The 14726-nt window shown below is 43.1% G+C and carries 15 protein-coding genes; 6 read left to right on the top strand and 9 right to left on the bottom strand.

All coding sequences use genetic code 11. The annotated features are described in order from the left end of the window. Genes LHL20_RS04165 through LHL20_RS04155 form a run of 3 tightly spaced genes read left to right on the top strand, consistent with a single transcriptional unit; the run spans position 1 to position 2578 of the window. Positions 1-438 carry a cytochrome c-type biogenesis protein gene (locus LHL20_RS04165; RefSeq protein ID WP_226432407.1) on the top strand — a complete coding sequence of 146 codons (438 nt, stop codon included), beginning with the start codon at positions 1-3 and terminating at the stop codon, positions 436-438. Beyond that, complete coding sequence (gene ccmI, locus LHL20_RS04160) at positions 435-1703, top strand: c-type cytochrome biogenesis protein CcmI (RefSeq protein ID WP_226432355.1); 1269 nt, start codon at positions 435-437, stop codon at positions 1701-1703. Before LHL20_RS04165 ends, ccmI begins: the two co-directional genes overlap by 4 nt. Before the next feature lie 2 nt (positions 1704-1705). Continuing rightward, complete coding sequence (locus tag LHL20_RS04155; protein ID WP_226432354.1) at positions 1706-2578, top strand: MlaA family lipoprotein; 873 nt, start codon at positions 1706-1708, stop codon at positions 2576-2578. Between the two features lie 34 nt (positions 2579-2612). Here the strand turns inward: LHL20_RS04155 and LHL20_RS04150 are convergent, their stop codons facing one another. From LHL20_RS04150 to LHL20_RS04110, 9 genes are all read right to left on the bottom strand, one after another. Beyond that, a complete protein-coding gene (locus LHL20_RS04150) occupies positions 2613-2951 on the bottom strand; it encodes a hypothetical protein (RefSeq protein WP_226432353.1) in 339 nt (112 codons plus the stop codon). Positions 2952-3181: 230 nt separating this feature from the next. Further along, positions 3182-4204: a UDP-glucose 4-epimerase GalE gene (gene galE / locus LHL20_RS04145; RefSeq protein ID WP_226432352.1), complete on the bottom strand. Its 1023-nt coding sequence runs from the start codon at positions 4202-4204 to the stop codon at positions 3182-3184. Continuing rightward, entirely contained in the window at positions 4201-4503 is a 303-nt protein-coding gene (locus tag LHL20_RS04140) for a DUF6170 family protein (RefSeq protein ID WP_226432351.1), read from the bottom strand. The genes galE and LHL20_RS04140 overlap by 4 nt, the downstream gene beginning before the upstream one ends. Positions 4504-4590: 87 nt before the next feature. Beyond that, complete coding sequence (locus LHL20_RS04135) at positions 4591-6111, bottom strand: peptide MFS transporter (protein ID WP_226432350.1); 1521 nt, start codon at positions 6109-6111, stop codon at positions 4591-4593. Positions 6112-6323: 212 nt separating this feature from the next. Then, on the bottom strand, positions 6324-7442 hold the full coding sequence (locus tag LHL20_RS04130) for a capsule biosynthesis protein (RefSeq protein WP_226432349.1): 1119 nt from the start codon (positions 7440-7442) through the stop codon (positions 6324-6326). 12 nt (positions 7443-7454) lie between these two features. After that, positions 7455-8129, bottom strand: a complete 675-nt coding sequence (locus LHL20_RS04125) for an ABC transporter ATP-binding protein (protein WP_226432348.1) — start codon at positions 8127-8129, stop codon at positions 7455-7457. Beyond that, entirely contained in the window at positions 8126-8905 is a 780-nt protein-coding gene (locus LHL20_RS04120; protein WP_226432347.1) for an ABC transporter permease, read from the bottom strand. The genes LHL20_RS04125 and LHL20_RS04120 overlap by 4 nt, the downstream gene beginning before the upstream one ends. A 5-nt stretch (positions 8906-8910) precedes the next feature. Continuing rightward, complete coding sequence (locus LHL20_RS04115) at positions 8911-10674, bottom strand: polysaccharide biosynthesis/export family protein (protein WP_413228878.1); 1764 nt, start codon at positions 10672-10674, stop codon at positions 8911-8913. Between the two features lie 66 nt (positions 10675-10740). Then, positions 10741-11139, bottom strand: a complete 399-nt coding sequence (locus LHL20_RS04110) for a hypothetical protein (protein WP_226432345.1) — start codon at positions 11137-11139, stop codon at positions 10741-10743. 394 nt (positions 11140-11533) lie between these two features. Between LHL20_RS04110 and wecA the strand changes: the two genes are divergently transcribed. The 3 genes from wecA to LHL20_RS04095 all read left to right on the top strand — a co-directional run bounded on the left by wecA (position 11534) and on the right by LHL20_RS04095 (position 14458). Further along, positions 11534-12595, top strand: a complete 1062-nt coding sequence (wecA, locus tag LHL20_RS04105) for a UDP-N-acetylglucosamine--undecaprenyl-phosphate N-acetylglucosaminephosphotransferase (protein ID WP_159623695.1) — start codon at positions 11534-11536, stop codon at positions 12593-12595. Between the two features lie 124 nt (positions 12596-12719). After that, on the top strand, positions 12720-13607 hold the full coding sequence (locus LHL20_RS04100; protein WP_226432344.1) for a glycosyltransferase: 888 nt from the start codon (positions 12720-12722) through the stop codon (positions 13605-13607). Then, positions 13604-14458 carry a glycosyltransferase family 2 protein gene (locus tag LHL20_RS04095; RefSeq protein ID WP_226432343.1) on the top strand — a complete coding sequence of 285 codons (855 nt, stop codon included), beginning with the start codon at positions 13604-13606 and terminating at the stop codon, positions 14456-14458. Before LHL20_RS04100 ends, LHL20_RS04095 begins: the two co-directional genes overlap by 4 nt. The last annotated feature ends 268 nt before the right edge of the window (positions 14459-14726 follow it).

Raw genomic sequence — 14726 nt, 5'->3', positions numbered from 1 at the left:
ATGCTGCTCATCCTGCTGGGTGTATTAAGCCTGTCATCTGCGCAGGCGGTTGAAGAGAGCTTTAGTTTTGACTCAGCCGAACAACGCGCCAGTTTCTTGCGATTAACCGCCGAGTTGCGCTGCCCGATGTGTCAAAATCAGAACATTGCTGATAGCGATGCAATGATAGCGCATGACATGCGACGTAAGGTTTATAGCCTGCTCAAACAAGGTAAAACTGAGCAGGAGGTTATCGACTTCATGAAAGCGCGCTATGGTGATTTTGTACATTATCAGCCACCAGTAACTGCAGCAACACTCTGGCTTTGGGCGGGGCCAGTGCTGTTTATATTTATTGCACTTGTTGTGATTGTTAGACGTAAATCTGTAACGCCGCCAGAAGATATGGCGGCTAAGCTCGCAAAAGCCGACGCTATGCTGGAGCAAGAAAAAGAATGAGTTGGTCTGAATTTTATCTCGTCGTTTCCGGACTTATCACGTTAGTGTTGTTGATTATTGCCTTTCCGTGGCTAAAGAGAAAGAACCACGCGAAGCAAGACAGCTTAAGTAACACACAAATCGTCAAACAGCGTTTGGCTGAGTTAGAACGCGAAGTGGATGAAGGACTCATCAGTGAGCACGACAAACGTCAAGCGGTTGATGAGTTAAAACTCGCCCTTGTTGATGAAAGCGCGTTTCAAGCACACAAAAAAGGCAACGCAAAGCTGCCTTTGGTCATAGGCGGTGCGTTGGCATTAGGTGCTGGTATTGTGGTTTATTCACAAGTAAACCAAATGTCTCGTGTAGTACAAGCAAGCGAAGCGATAGCCGCGTTGCCAGAGCTCAGTCAGCAATTAACCAGTGGTAATGCGAATAATCTTACTCAGCAAGATATCGCAAACCTTGCATTAGCAATTAGACAGCGATTGCGTAATGAGCCTGAAGACGATACGGGTTGGATGTATTTTGGCAGGCTTATGCTCAGTATTGGGCAAGAGGTGCAGGCAATTGAGGCAATTGATAAGGCTGTGAGTCTCGACCCGACTAATTCAAGCAGTCGAATTACCCTAGCCCAAGCGTTAATGACAACAGGTGACGTAAACAACCTAGAACGTGCACAACAATTGCTTTTAGGATTGCTCGATGAGAATCCACAAAACGACAATTTAGCATTAATGATGGCTGTGGTATCGGCGCAACTCGGTGATTTGGATAATACGAAGCGTTTCTTCAATCAAGTAAAAGATAAACTACCAAAAGACAGTGACATGTCTAAGCGTTTAACTGCACGCTTGAATGAACTTGAGGGGCAGTCTATCGCATTAGGCGCGTTACCTTCTCAAGGCGAGATAGAGCGAGATGCGCAAGACAGCCAGACAGGTTTTACTGTTTCAATAGAATTATCGCAAAGCGCGAAAGAAAAAGCGCCTACATCGGGTCATCTCATTGTATTTGCACAGGACCTTAATTCGGGCAATAGAATGCCCGCTGCGGTGGTTAAGTTACCTATCGGTGAATTCCCTTTGTCTGTTAGGTTAACCGCTGACAATGCTATGATGCCCCAGTATACGCTTTTATCATTATCAGACGTGCGTATAACTGCTAGGCTTTCACTCGATGAAAATGTGGCTGTGGCACAAGGAGAGTGGCAAGGTAGTGTAGAGAGCCCTGTCAAGCAAGGCCAGATTACACCAATCAATATCACGATTAATAAGGAATTGTAGTTATGAATTTTTCAAAGTCGCTCGTTGCAGGACTGCTAATTGCTAGCAGTTTTTTGGGTGGGTGTGCGAGTAATAACGCACAAGAGCAGGCTGCAACTACCAATTCTAGTACGACCGTGGATACTTCTGATCCTCGCGACCCCTTTGAGTCGGTAAACCGTGAAGTATGGGATTTTAACTGGGAAGTATTAGACGCCTATATCCTTCGACCTGTAACCATCACCTACGTGACTGTTATGCCTCAGTTTGCTCGCACTGGTTTGGTAAACGCTGCCGAAAACTTAAGAGAACCTGCAAACTTCACCAACAATCTATTACAAGGAAAGATTGATGATAGCTTAGATAGCTTGGCACGTTTTTTAATAAACACGACAGTTGGTTTGGTAGGAACAATTGATGTTGCGTCTAAAATTGGACTGGAACGCAAAGAAGAGCAATTCGGTGAAACGCTGGCCGTGTGGGGTGTTGAAACAGGCCCTTATCTTATGTTGCCGTTTTTAGGCCCAAGTGACCCAAGAAGTTTCACCGGCGATTATGTAGATGGTTTTGCATTTCCGATGACGCTTATTGACGGAACACTCAACCTTGCGCGTATTGGTATATCATTATTAGAAACACGCGCGCAGCTTATTGATCAAGAAGCTCAACTAGAGCAAGCTGTAGATGATTATGCCTTTATCAAAAACGCTTATTTTGAGCGTTTAGAATTTAGAGTTACCGATGGAAAAAGTGCTGATAAAGCATTAGGTGAAGAACAGCTTGATGACTTTGCCGATTTCGAAGCCATGCTTGAAGGCAATGATTTTGATTCTTACGACCTTCCGGAAGAAGACAAGAAAGAAGATAAAGAAAAAGACGATATAGACAATAAGTAGATGCGTTCTAGTTATTATCGCCGCTGATACACGCTTAAAGTTGATTAACTTCCAGTGTGTAATCGGCGGTGTATGCCCCTGACAACGACAAATCATCTTGTAAGGTTAGGGTACCAAAAACGGTTATCGTGAAATCGGCACCGTTTCCTTTTACGGTCACGTTAACAGGCTGGTTATCATATAACAAAACGGTTCCGCCCTTTGCTCCTGTAAGTTCTGCGATGGGCGCGTATTGTAGCGCTGTGTTTGTGCTTCCCGTAATCATTACTTCAACATTGCCGTTTCTTGGCAAGTTAGTCACCAAAACCTCTCCAAGGGTAATATCAATATCCGTTGTGTCACACGCACCAGAAATAACGCCAAACTCGGACATTGTGCATGTTAATCCAGATTGAGCAGAGACCGAACCAAAATGTACAGGTGCAATTTCACTTATGGTAATTGCGTCAAGGCTGGACGAAATTGAAAGGAAAAAGAGAGAATAAACAAGGTGTTTCACAGGACAACCAAAATTTTTTTATTTATAGTAGCCAAGAAAAAAGATAGAAGAAATTAGTCAAAAGTCGAGCACTTAGGTAATGAAGTGCTCGACAGGTGGATTACTTAATCTTTAGGGTAGCCCATGGGGTTTTGAGACTGCCAGTTCCATGTGTCGGCGCACATTTCGTCCAGTCCTTTTTGTGCATGCCAGTTAAGCTCTGTTGCGGCTTTTGTAGGGTCTGCATAACAGGCTGCGACATCGCCACTTCTGCGTGGTGCAATCTTATAAGGCACCGCTTTACCCGAGCCTTTTTCAAATGCCTTAACCATTTCTAGTACCGAATAGCCTTGACCTGTACCTAAGTTGTACTTGTCTAATCCCATATTGAGCACTAAACGGTCTAGTGCTTTCAAGTGCCCGTTTGCCAAGTCAACCACGTGAATATAATCACGCACGCCAGTGCCATCTACCGTGTCGTAGTCATCACCAAACACGCTTAGCTGTTGGAGTTTTCCTGTAGCAACTTGGGAAATATAAGGCATGAGGTTATTGGGAATACCATTTGGATCTTCGCCAATTTGACCAGAGTGGTGTGCGCCTACTGGGTTGAAATAGCGAAGTAGTACAATATTCCACTCATTATCCGACACATAGAGGTCGCTTAGCATATGTTCAACCATTAGCTTGGACATGCCGTAAGGGTTAGTAGGTTGACCAGTAGCCATATCTTCACGAAGTGGAAGTGAAGCAGGGTCGCCATACACAGTAGCCGACGAGCTAAATACAATGTTCTTCACATTGTGCTTTTGCATTGCCTTACACAAAGTCAGTGTACCGTATACATTGTTTTCGTAGTAGGAAAGTGGCTTTTCAACAGACTCTCCGACAGCTTTTAGGCCCGCGAAATGGATGACAGCAAAGATACTGTGCTCACTGAAAATATCGTCTAGTACGGCAGTGTCGCGAATATCACCTTGAACAAAGGTGACAGACTTTCCGGTAAGTGATTCTACGCGGCGCAAAGATTCTGCACTGGCATTTGATAAATTATCTAAAACCACAACGCCATAGTCTTGCTCAAGTAACTGTAATACCGTGTGGCTACCAATATAGCCAGCACCACCAGTAACTAAGATAGTTTTCATGCATTCTCCTTGCTTGATGAAGACGCTATATATTTAGCGCACATTGAATATTGAATGGGTTTGATAAATAGCGGATAACATAAAAATACCACAAAAGCCCACAGTAACGAGGTCCAATTTGCTGCTGTCTGCAAAATAAGTGCAAAGACTGGCACTATCACAAGTAACTTCAACACATTGAGCATGGTTTTCTCAGGAACAGATAGACGTTTTGATGCTTTATCTAACAGCTTCATTCGCTCTGTGAGAGGGAGCTCTTTTAGAGCGGGGATGTCACGAGTGGAAAAATAAAACTTCATACATTGCTCTTAAAATAAAAAACCGCCGAAACTAGACGTTGCGGCGGTCATTGTATGGCAATCTACTTGTTATTTAAACAAGGTAAGTTATGCCTTCTGTTCCATACCTGCTTTTTCCCAGAATCGAGACTTTATGCTAAACAAGCCAATCACGATTGCGATAGCAATGCTAAACAGGGCAATTTGTAAGTATAGGTTTGGCATCTCTTGCACGTTTTCGGGATCGAAGTTTCCTGAAAGTAAACCAGCGATTATGTTACCGATAGAGTAGGTCAGTACGAACACACCCATCATTTGGCCGGCAAAGCGTTTTGGTGACAATTTACTCACTGCGCTTAGTGCAACTGGACTTAAGCAAAGCTCACCAACTGTGTGTAGAAAGTATGTAGTAACCAACCACATAGGTGCTACTTTTAATCCCTGTGCCGCATACTGCGATGCCATAAACATTACAAGGAAACCCGACGCCATAATGATGATACCGACTGCACATTTAATCGTATACGACGGATCAATCATGCGCTTGGCTAAGTTAATCCAAAGTGCAGCAAAGAAAGGCGATAGAATAATGATAAATAGTGAATTAGAAAGCTGGAACCACACGGTTGGAATTGCGTCCATTCCGAACCATGAAGTAAGCAAAGAGCCGTTTTCTAGTACTCGGTCAGTATAATTTTGTGCAAACAGGTTAAGAGATGAGCCTGCTTGCTCAAAACCAGACCAGAAGCACGCCGAAGCAACACACACCAAAAACAGCGCCCACATGCGCTTTTTCTCGTTGTCGCTTAGCTTACCTTTGAAATAAATGAATCCGAAGTATAAAAAGAAGATCACAGTAAACGCGATGGCGACTTGCTGAGCAAGTACAACAGGCTCGATAACAATGGTACCCATGTGCGCTAAAACAATAACTACAACAGCGGCTGCTATAACACCAAACACACTCATCCATGCGCGCTGCTTTGCAGCACCTTCATAAGGGTTAGCTGGCGCAACAGACTCAGCAGATAGCGAACGATTGCTAAAGTAGTATTGAACTAGACCGATAGCCATGCCCACAGCTGCTGCACCAAAGGCATAGTGCCAGCCCCAGTTTTCCTGAAGGTAGCCAGTTACTAGGTAAGCAATAAGAGAACCAATGTTAATACCCATGTAGTAAAGCGCATAGCCACTGTCTCGGCGTCCATCGTCGTCGCCATATTGCTGCCCCACCATTGCTGAGATATTTGGCTTAAGTAGACCCGTACCTGTAGCAACAAGGATAAGGCCAACAAAGAATAAGTTCTGTAAGTCTATCGCCAGCACAACGTGACCAGCAAAAATAATAAGACCACCGTACCAAACGGCTTTTTTACCACCAATTAAGCGGTCTGCCAGCCAACCGCCGGGCAAACCTAGAAAATATACCGCACCGGTATATAGGCCATAGATAGCGCCAGCTGTTGCCACAGTGAAGCCCAACCCTTGGGTTTGTAGGCTTGCTGTCATGAAAAGTACAAGAAGCGCGCGCATGCCGTAATAACTCATGCGTTCCCACATCTCTGTAAAAAATAGCGTTCTTAGGCCCCCTGGATGGCCGAAAAAGCTAGTATCGTTAGATGATTTCATAATTATATTTCTATTCCATATTGCTTATGGTTGTTATTGTAGAGCACTTATTTGCTCAGGCTCTTTGATATAGGTCCTTAGGCGGATAGCTTCTTATACTAGAGCTTGCATAAAGACACAAGATTTCGACGATAAACTTCATCAAAGGTTTGTCAACCGACTAAGGATTAATCACTTAGTCGGTTGTTGTCATTACTAGAAAGCTAAAAAAATTACAGTTCGCGGATAGTGGCAACAACAATGCGAACAATGCCATAGATAAGTAACAGTGCTACGCCAAACAGTACCAAGTTGTAAATAACGGTGGGGTAGGCGTTATCATCGGGTAAGGTGGGTGACTCAACCGTGACAAGGTGCTGAAGTTTTTGGTAGGTTTCTACCCGTGCGTTTTCAAGTGTGATTAGCGATGAGGAGTATGCCTGAATAGCCAACTGAAGTTGCACTTGCAGGTTGCTGTACTGTGCCATAAGCTCGGTGACAGAAAGTGCCTCACTTTCATCTTCGGCAGTGCTTAAGCGTTCTTTTTGTTTTTCTACTTCCTTTTGTAGGGCGGCTATTTCGCGTTTAACGTTAATTATTTCAGGCGCAGCGTCAGACATCATAGTAGACATGGTACTCAATTGCGCCTTTTTCTGTGCCAGCGTGGCTTCTAGTGAAAATGCTATTTGCTGAAATGCAGCGCCTTCGGCTGTTGGGTCTAATACGTTGTATTTTGACTGGAAGGCCAAAATGTCAGTTTTGGCCTGCTGAAGTTTCTGTTCAACAATTTCATGTTCACCTTTCGCAAATGCCAACTTCGATTTGGCTAGGTTGTTATTGATATTGTTGATGAATTGTTCAGCTTTATCGACGATAGCCTGGTTGATTACTTGTGCAAACTCAGCGTTAAATGCTCGGGTTTTTAAGGTGATTACGGAAGATGCAGAGTCAACACTGACGTCGATGTGTGATAAGTAGAATTCATAAAAGCTCTCTCGAGTGTGAGAGGTTGCCAGGCCACTAAAAAAATCAGCTTCATCAGAGATATAGTGCTCTCGAAGACCTATAGTTTCGTCTAAATAGTTAATCATATCGGCAGATTGTATATAAGCCTCAATTAACTGGCTTTCGCCTGCTGAAGCTGCGCCGGGCACACCAGCAGCCATTAATAGCGACGAGGGATCAAAGCTACTGCCACCATCAGTTGATTTTACAATAAGTTGGCTTTGACTTTCATATTGGGGCGCAGCCCAAAGAATGAGATAAAATGCGTACAATGCCCAAGGCAAAACAAGAATGAGCGTTTTGTTTTTCTTGAGAAGAGCATTGAGCTGAGTAAGAGATTTTTCCACTGTTATTTTAACCTATTTTAGTGTTTTCTTATTGTCTGCATCCTGCGTATAAACGTCGATGCCTTCTTCGAGATCGTTATAATATGTAAGCTTTCCATCATCGATAATGACAGCTGAAGTGCAAAACTCGCGAATTTGGTCTAGCTCGTGGCTTACCATGATAACGCCCGCCGTTTCACTTTTTTCTTTAAGAGATTCGCGGGCTTTCTTTCTAAAAAGCGGATCGCCAACAGATGTCGCTTCATCGATAAGGTAAATATCGAAATCAATATTCATACAGCACGCAAAAACAAGTTTCGCACGCATCCCTGAAGAGTAATTTTTGACGGGTAAGTCGAAGCGTTTATCCAATTCAGCAAAAGCTTGTACTCTTGTTTCATAGTCTGGAAGTGACGTTACATTATTGATTCGCCCAATAAAGCGAGTGTTTTCTCGCCCCGTCATTTGAGGGTGAATTCCTGTTTGCAGTGCTACTGGCCACGACATAGCTTTGTTGGTCAACACGCGGCCTTTATCGGGATATTCGCTTTTAGCAAGCATCCTAAACAAGGTTGATTTACCTGCCCCATTTTTACCTAAAATGGCCACGTTATTTTCAGTTGGAAAATCAAAATTTAGATTTCTGAAAATATACTGTGGCCCCATCTTACTTGGATAACTCTTAGTGAGATTCTCTATTCTTATCATCGAGATAGCACCTTTTTCCAAGTAATGTGGTACATCGACAAACTCAAAAAGAGTGATGCGACAGTAACTTCAATGAGAAAGCTGAGCGATACGCCTTTTTGTCCGTAGGATTCAAAACAGGCATAGCGTGCTAGCTCATTAAAATGCACGAGAGGATTCCAGGTTAAATAGGGCCAAAATTCATCAGGTAAATCTTGCAGGCTAAAAAATACACATGAGATAAACATAAGCGGCCGGGTAAGCATAGACTTTATTTTATCCACTTCCGGTACAAAAGCTGCTGCAATGGCAAACATAAGGCCAATCGAAATTGAAAATACCCAGAGCAATAAAAAGAGGCCTATTAATAGTAGCGGGTCGTGAATAGATACTTCGGTGTCCATGAGGTACATCGCTAATATTAATAATGCAACTACAATTACCTTTATTGAGAACTCCAAGAAGCCCGCGGTGATCACTGCAGATATTGGTTGCACTTGCCTAAACGCATAGAGAGGCTTATTGCGCCTTACAGATGTTGAAACAGATTGCAGACACACGGTTAGCGACTGAAGGCCAACCATTCCAATCATCATGAAGATAAAAATTGGAATAGTGTGGATATCTCCGCCGCTAACTAACCCTCTCAAATAGGAGAGTGCGAAAATAAATGCAAACGGTTCAAGAAATGCCCATCCCAGTCCAAATTTATCATTAAATTTACTTTGCAACTCACGTAGAAAAAGCGCGAATATCACGCTTCTCCATGCATAGAGTTGTTCTTTAAATGTAATCATACTGTCTATCTGTCGATAGCGTTTGCTGCAACGGCGATCTGAAAGATAATTTGCGAGACATCTTTAACCGCTTGCATGATTTTGGTGTCGATTGCAGGAAGCACGATAATTTGATCGCCAGGCTGTAGCATAGTGTGCTCGTCAGATAAAAATGTACCGCTGACACTTGCAAAGGACACATTCCCATTCTTATGCATAATAAGGATTCGCTCATCTTCAGCGCGTTCTGTAAAGCCTCCAGCCCATGCAACATAATCCTCTGTCGTCGCATCTGGGTTGAATACAACAGATTGCGGTAGCAGTACTTCCCCGCCTACATGAATGAGATCGGTGATCTCAGGTATAACAATGGTGTCATTTGGTTCAAGCAAAATATTAGCAACGTCACCGTTTTCAGACACAACTACGCGGCCTTGAGGCTCAACCTGTCGTGCTCGCGCGATAAAATCGGCAACAAGCTGTGCTTCTTGTGCTCGAATTGTACCTTCTCCCGTTGAACTTATTGGTGCGGTATACATACTTCTTTCTAAGCGTTGTAACCCTTCTTCAATAATTTCTTTTTGCTTTATCGCAACACTTTCACGCAAAAGGTAGATATTCTGAGTGTCAGATAGTTTAGTATCAACTTCAATGTGATCGAGTACGTCTATTAATCGTGCGCCCTTATCTACCATTACCTGTGAAGCGCCAGAGAAGGCACCGGCTACGTTTATACGATAAATTTGCGGTTCGTGATCGGCTACATACTCAACAGTGTCACCTGCTTTTAACGGCAAAGCCGCAAAGTCTTGAATACTCAGGTAGCGAGCAAATTGTTTATTATTACGCACACCTGCAACAGATGCATGTGAGGCGAATTCACCTGGGCGCGCAAAGTAATTTACCACGCTACCATTTAGCTCTTCATTAAGAAATTCAAAGGTAAAGCTGTTGCGCGCACCAGTTTCAACAACGATGGTATTGCCAATCGGATGCACTAAAATGGTGTCGCCATCTTTAAATGACAATTCTGGTAACTTTCCGTTTCTAAAAAACGCGTAAAGGTCGGCCGTTGCTACCACCTCGCCGTTTCTGACAACATCAATTTGACGAAAACTTCCGCGCTGGAAATCAACGCCACCAGCGCGTTTAAGGTAATAAAGTACGCTATCAGACGCCAAGCCAGCGTATTGACCAGGGCGCAAAACGGGGCCAGAAACAAATACTGAAACAGGGGTTGAGGTAAGCAGATTGACATAAATATTTACGTCATTGGTGTAGACTTGTTTGATTCTGCTTGTCACCGTTTGATTTACACTACCTGCTGGTGTATTTGCGACGCTTATTGGCCCGATATTGGGAATAAAAATATTCCCTTGATTGTCTACGGTGACTACATTTGAAAAATTGACCGCACCCCACAAATAAATAGCGATTTTATCACCCGGCGCAACAAGGTAGTTATCGTTTAAGCCTGAGGTTCTCTCAGACTCAAAACCACCGATGAATAGATTAGCCGCAAACGGAGGGTTTTCCATTGGGGCTTGAGCGGGAAATACCGTATCAATAGTAGGCTCGCCAGGCAGACGCATGCCGTTTCTAGGCTGCGTAGAAAATTGGCCCATGGTGCTCTCAACGCCAGTCGCGCCAGGAAGTGTGCGCTGGCTAGAAATATCTAATGGCGATATTGGTCTTGCAGCATTCGATGTTGTGTCGTTTTGCTGTGCACGCTGACGCAACTCTTGCAATTGCTCAATAGACTGCGCGTTTGTTACAAGAGACGTTGTCATGGAAAAAGCGCAAAAAGATAGCAGTAGCGGCGTAATTATTTTTTTCATTGTTAAACTCTCCACGGATTACTTCGCAGCCAAGGATGATGGCTCCACTAATGGTGCAATGACCTTCCATTGCCCATTTCGTTGACACGTGGTTAATCGATTTTCAATTTCTGTTTTTTGTATCCCACTGTCTTGTAACATAAAGCGTATACATTTATTACCAGTAGCCGAGATATAGTATTTATAGGCATTGTATTGCTGACCATTAAAAAGTATCTCGAATGATTCTTGGTTATTAAATAATAGATTGGCTTTGGGAATATTAATTGCATGTTCTGAGTCTGGCGTTAACGAGTAAGCCAGAGATGAATGCACCAGTGGAATATCGGCATGCGTCGTTTTAGGGGCGCTTGTGCACCCGCTTACGCTGATAGTAAGTACGACTGGAAGAATATAGCGCGTAATTTGTTTTAACATTAGCTTTGATATCCATATAGCAATTTGGCGCTAGGATACCACAAGTTTATGAAAAAGCATGTTTGTAGAAATGCCTGTAAGCGTTTTTGGAGTGACTGTAATACAGTTGCTAGGCTCTTTTTGCGAGTATGAAATGACCACAGTGGCTCTAAAAAACAAATTTGCGTTGCGTTGAAGCAGTTATTTTTACATGAGAGGGTGGTGAGCAGCGCAAATGTCTTATATCATAGTACAGTTTTCTATCCACAAACTCATAATAACGAAACCCTCATGATGTTGGATGAAATGGAAGTTGTAATTAAATGGAATCGATAGCGTTTTTAAAATCTAAATTTTTTAGCTTGCTGCAAACGTTCTGGAGCGGAACTTGCGGAGGCTCGAGGTTGTACGTTTTATGTTAGCATATTTGCAGTTTGTACCTTTGTTTACTGCATTTTTTGTGGCTCTCATACTATTAGTTGTGATGACGCCGCTAGCGCATCAATTTGGGTTGGTTGATCAGCCCTCTGCGCGAAAACGCCACTCAGGTATAGTCCCGTTGACGGGAGGCGTGGCCATTTTTATGGCAGTGTTGGTGGCAAGTGTTGCCACTGATGTCTGGATGAAAAATGATCCTCTCTTTTTTACTGCGTCTGCATTTGTTGTTTTGCTGGGCATGTTAGATGATCGCTTTGACTTAAGTGCAAAGGGGCGTCTTATGTGTCAATTCGGTGTTGCCGCTATTATGGCTTGGAGCGCGCAAAACTACATAACATCATTGGGGAATATCTTTGGTACTGGCGATGTTGTGCTTGGTATCGGCGGGTATTTTTTCACTATCATCTGTGTGGTGGGCGTAATCAACGCGTTCAATATGATCGATGGGATTGATGGTCTCGCCGGCGGGATGAGCTTGGTTATTTTGTTGACGGTTGCTGGCTTTTTGATAGCTACAGGCAATGGCGCGTCGATCATGGAACCCCTGATTATTGTCGCCGCGATCGTACCTTTTCTTGCATTTAACTTGAGTTGGAAGGGGTTCAAAGGCAATAAGATATTTATGGGCGATGCGGGCAGTATGTTCGTTGGCCTCACCATTGTTTGGTTGTTGGTTGATCATACACAGAATGAAGCAGCAGCATTCAGACCAATCACCGCAGTTTGGTTAGTAGGCCTACCCTTGATGGATATGGCTGCCATTATGTATCGCAGAGCGAGAAAAGGGCAGTCTATGCTTAAGCCTGATCGTCAGCATTTGCATAATATTTTTATGCGTGCAGGACTAAGTAGTAGAAAGTCATTAGTTGCCATTTTAATGCTGGGGGCATGCTATTGCCTGATCGGTATTTTAGGTGAAGTATATCAAGTGCCAGAACCCGTAATGTTTTGGGGCTTTATTGGTATGCTCATCGTATACAGCTTAGTTATCCAACACATTTGGAGTGTATTGCGGTTCGTTAAACGTTTTACCGCATAGCTTCAGTAAAGTCATGGAATCCTCTGTATTTTCTCTGTAACATGCTGTTTTTAAAAAGCGTAGTGTACTGCGCTTATTGTGTTTTCCCTAGCATTGTTACTATTTCTAGCCTTGGTGTCTTTATTTGAAAAATCAATTTTCCATTCTCAATAACAATTTTAAATATGAGAAAGTAGAGACCATAGTGGCGATGTCTGTCTATGAGGCTGATAATGCCCAGTGGTTAAATGAGGCTATCGAAAGTATTGAGCACCAAACTTACCGTGATTTCATGTTTATCATTGTGCTCGATGGCCCAGTTCCTGGTTCAATACTGGAGTCAGTAACCGCGGCATCTGCCCGCGATGAAAGAATTGTTCTCGTCTCTAGTGAAGAGAATAAGGGTTTGGCTACAGCGATGAATTTTGCCATTGATTTTGGCTTAAAATATCAGCCCTCCTACTTTGCTCGAATGGATGCGGACGATGTCTCTGAAGTAAATCGCCTTTCTCGGCAAATACACTATTTAAAGCGTCACAATAATATTTCGGTACTCGGTTCAGCATTAACAGAAATTAACGAACGAGGGAAAAAGGTCGGTGCTCGGGTTATGCCTGCATCTCATCGCCAGATTGTCAGAATTCTACCTAGACGTTGTTCACTCAATCACCCAACCGTAGTTGTTCGATATAATGTGTTCACTGATGGGCATCGATATGATGGGCAGCTACGTAACACGCAAGACTACTTCTTATGGATTCGACTGGCTTCTAAAGGTTATGTTTTCAGGAATCTAAAAGACAGATTGCTGAAATTTAGACGAGTCAATAATTTCTATAAACGTCGAGGTCTGAGTAAATCTCTCAATGAATTTAAGGCTCGACTCTACGCAATAAAAGCGCTGAGACAGTACTCCTTTTACAACCTTTTCTATGCGTGCGGAGTATTATCTTTACGCATAATGCCGGGAAAAGTTGTAAAATTAGCGTACAAGGTAGATAGACATTTCTTAGAAAGGTTTGGAAAGCATTGAACGCGGGTATTGTAGTCATTTTGTATCATCCAGATATTGCGCATATTAATCACTTCGTTGATATGTTCGATATAAGCTTATGGCCAATATTGCTTGTCGACAATTCTCCAACATCTTGTGAAGCGCAAATCAAGGGCAATTTAACTTATATACATTGCCCCAACAATGTGGGCATTGCTGAGGCGCAGAATATTGGGTTAAGAGCGTTATTTTCGACGTCATGCAATTACGCTTTTTTACTCGACCAAGATAGCCTTTTTACGCCTGACGTCGCTTTGACGCTCTTTGGACAATTTAAAGACGTAGAAAACAAAGAATCTATTGCTGCGCTTGGCCCTTCTATCTTCTGCCAGTTTTCAGAGTGTGTTGACCAAGGCGTTCTTCAGAAGGGTAAAGCGTATTCGGCATGTTTGAAGGAAGTAAAACAGATCATCGCCTCTGGAATGTTAATATCTAAGCATGCGTTTGAATGCGTAGGTGAAAAAGAGACAGGACTGTTTATTGACGGTGTTGATCACGAGTGGTGTTGGCGTGCGCGAAGCAAGGGGTTTAAGGTTTTTCAGTCTCAAACTGCGTGTATGCCCCACCGCCAAGGTGACGCACGCGTTAAAGTGATGGGGGTGACTTTCAAGCAAGGCTCACCAATTCGCCTTTATTATCAATTTCGCAACGTCCTTACACTGGCAAAAAGAAGTTATGTACCGCTTTATTGGAAATGTCGTCATCTTTTAGCAATACCTCTGCGTTACCTTGTTAATAGGTACTGCTTTGAGCAAGGCGATTTACGTGGCACTTACATGCGTAAAGGTCTCCTAGATGGCGTGAAAAAACGCTCAGGCCCAATTGACTAAGTTGCAATACTAAATGTGGTAAATGAGAGACACTTTACGAAATTTTTACTAGAATCACTTTCACCATTTTAGTGCATTCGCTAAAATTGAGCGCAAAAAAAGTGCTTGTTATGGTAAAAAATTAGCCAAATGCCCTGTTTTAATACAATGGCGTACCAAAATGGTAATTGGAACACCCATTGCATTACCTAAACGAGTAATGATAGATAATTCGAACACGATCTTGAAAATTGGCCACGAAATGTGTCATTGGCGTGTGACTAGGATT

Origin of the sequence: Alteromonas sp. McT4-15 (assembly GCF_020515205.1) — a bacterium.
Taxonomy (GTDB): domain Bacteria; phylum Pseudomonadota; class Gammaproteobacteria; order Enterobacterales; family Alteromonadaceae; genus Alteromonas.
Note: the sequence above shows the minus strand (reverse complement) of the source record. Positions and strands in the feature narration are given on the sequence as shown.

Excerpts from the sequence above, each read along its gene's own strand:
- LHL20_RS04135 (WP_226432350.1), bottom strand. The coding sequence starts at position 6,111 with ATGAAATCATCTAACGATACTAGCTTTTTCGGCCATCCAGGGGGCCTA.
- ccmI (WP_226432355.1), top strand. The coding sequence starts at position 435 with ATGAGTTGGTCTGAATTTTATCTCGTCGTTTCCGGACTTATCACGTTA.
- LHL20_RS04125 (WP_226432348.1), bottom strand. The coding sequence starts at position 8,129 with ATGATAAGAATAGAGAATCTCACTAAGAGTTATCCAAGTAAGATGGGG.
- LHL20_RS04150 (WP_226432353.1), bottom strand. The coding sequence starts at position 2,951 with ATGTCCGAGTTTGGCGTTATTTCTGGTGCGTGTGACACAACGGATATT.
- galE (WP_226432352.1), bottom strand. The coding sequence starts at position 4,204 with ATGAAAACTATCTTAGTTACTGGTGGTGCTGGCTATATTGGTAGCCAC.
- LHL20_RS04140 (WP_226432351.1), bottom strand. The coding sequence starts at position 4,503 with ATGAAGTTTTATTTTTCCACTCGTGACATCCCCGCTCTAAAAGAGCTC.
- LHL20_RS04165 (WP_226432407.1), top strand. The coding sequence starts at position 1 with ATGCTGCTCATCCTGCTGGGTGTATTAAGCCTGTCATCTGCGCAGGCG.
- LHL20_RS04155 (WP_226432354.1), top strand. The coding sequence starts at position 1,706 with ATGAATTTTTCAAAGTCGCTCGTTGCAGGACTGCTAATTGCTAGCAGT.
- LHL20_RS04115 (WP_413228878.1), bottom strand. The coding sequence starts at position 10,674 with ATGACAACGTCTCTTGTAACAAACGCGCAGTCTATTGAGCAATTGCAA.
- wecA (WP_159623695.1), top strand. The coding sequence starts at position 11,534 with ATGTTAGCATATTTGCAGTTTGTACCTTTGTTTACTGCATTTTTTGTG.
- LHL20_RS04120 (WP_226432347.1), bottom strand. The coding sequence starts at position 8,905 with ATGATTACATTTAAAGAACAACTCTATGCATGGAGAAGCGTGATATTC.
- LHL20_RS04110 (WP_226432345.1), bottom strand. The coding sequence starts at position 11,139 with ATGTTAAAACAAATTACGCGCTATATTCTTCCAGTCGTACTTACTATC.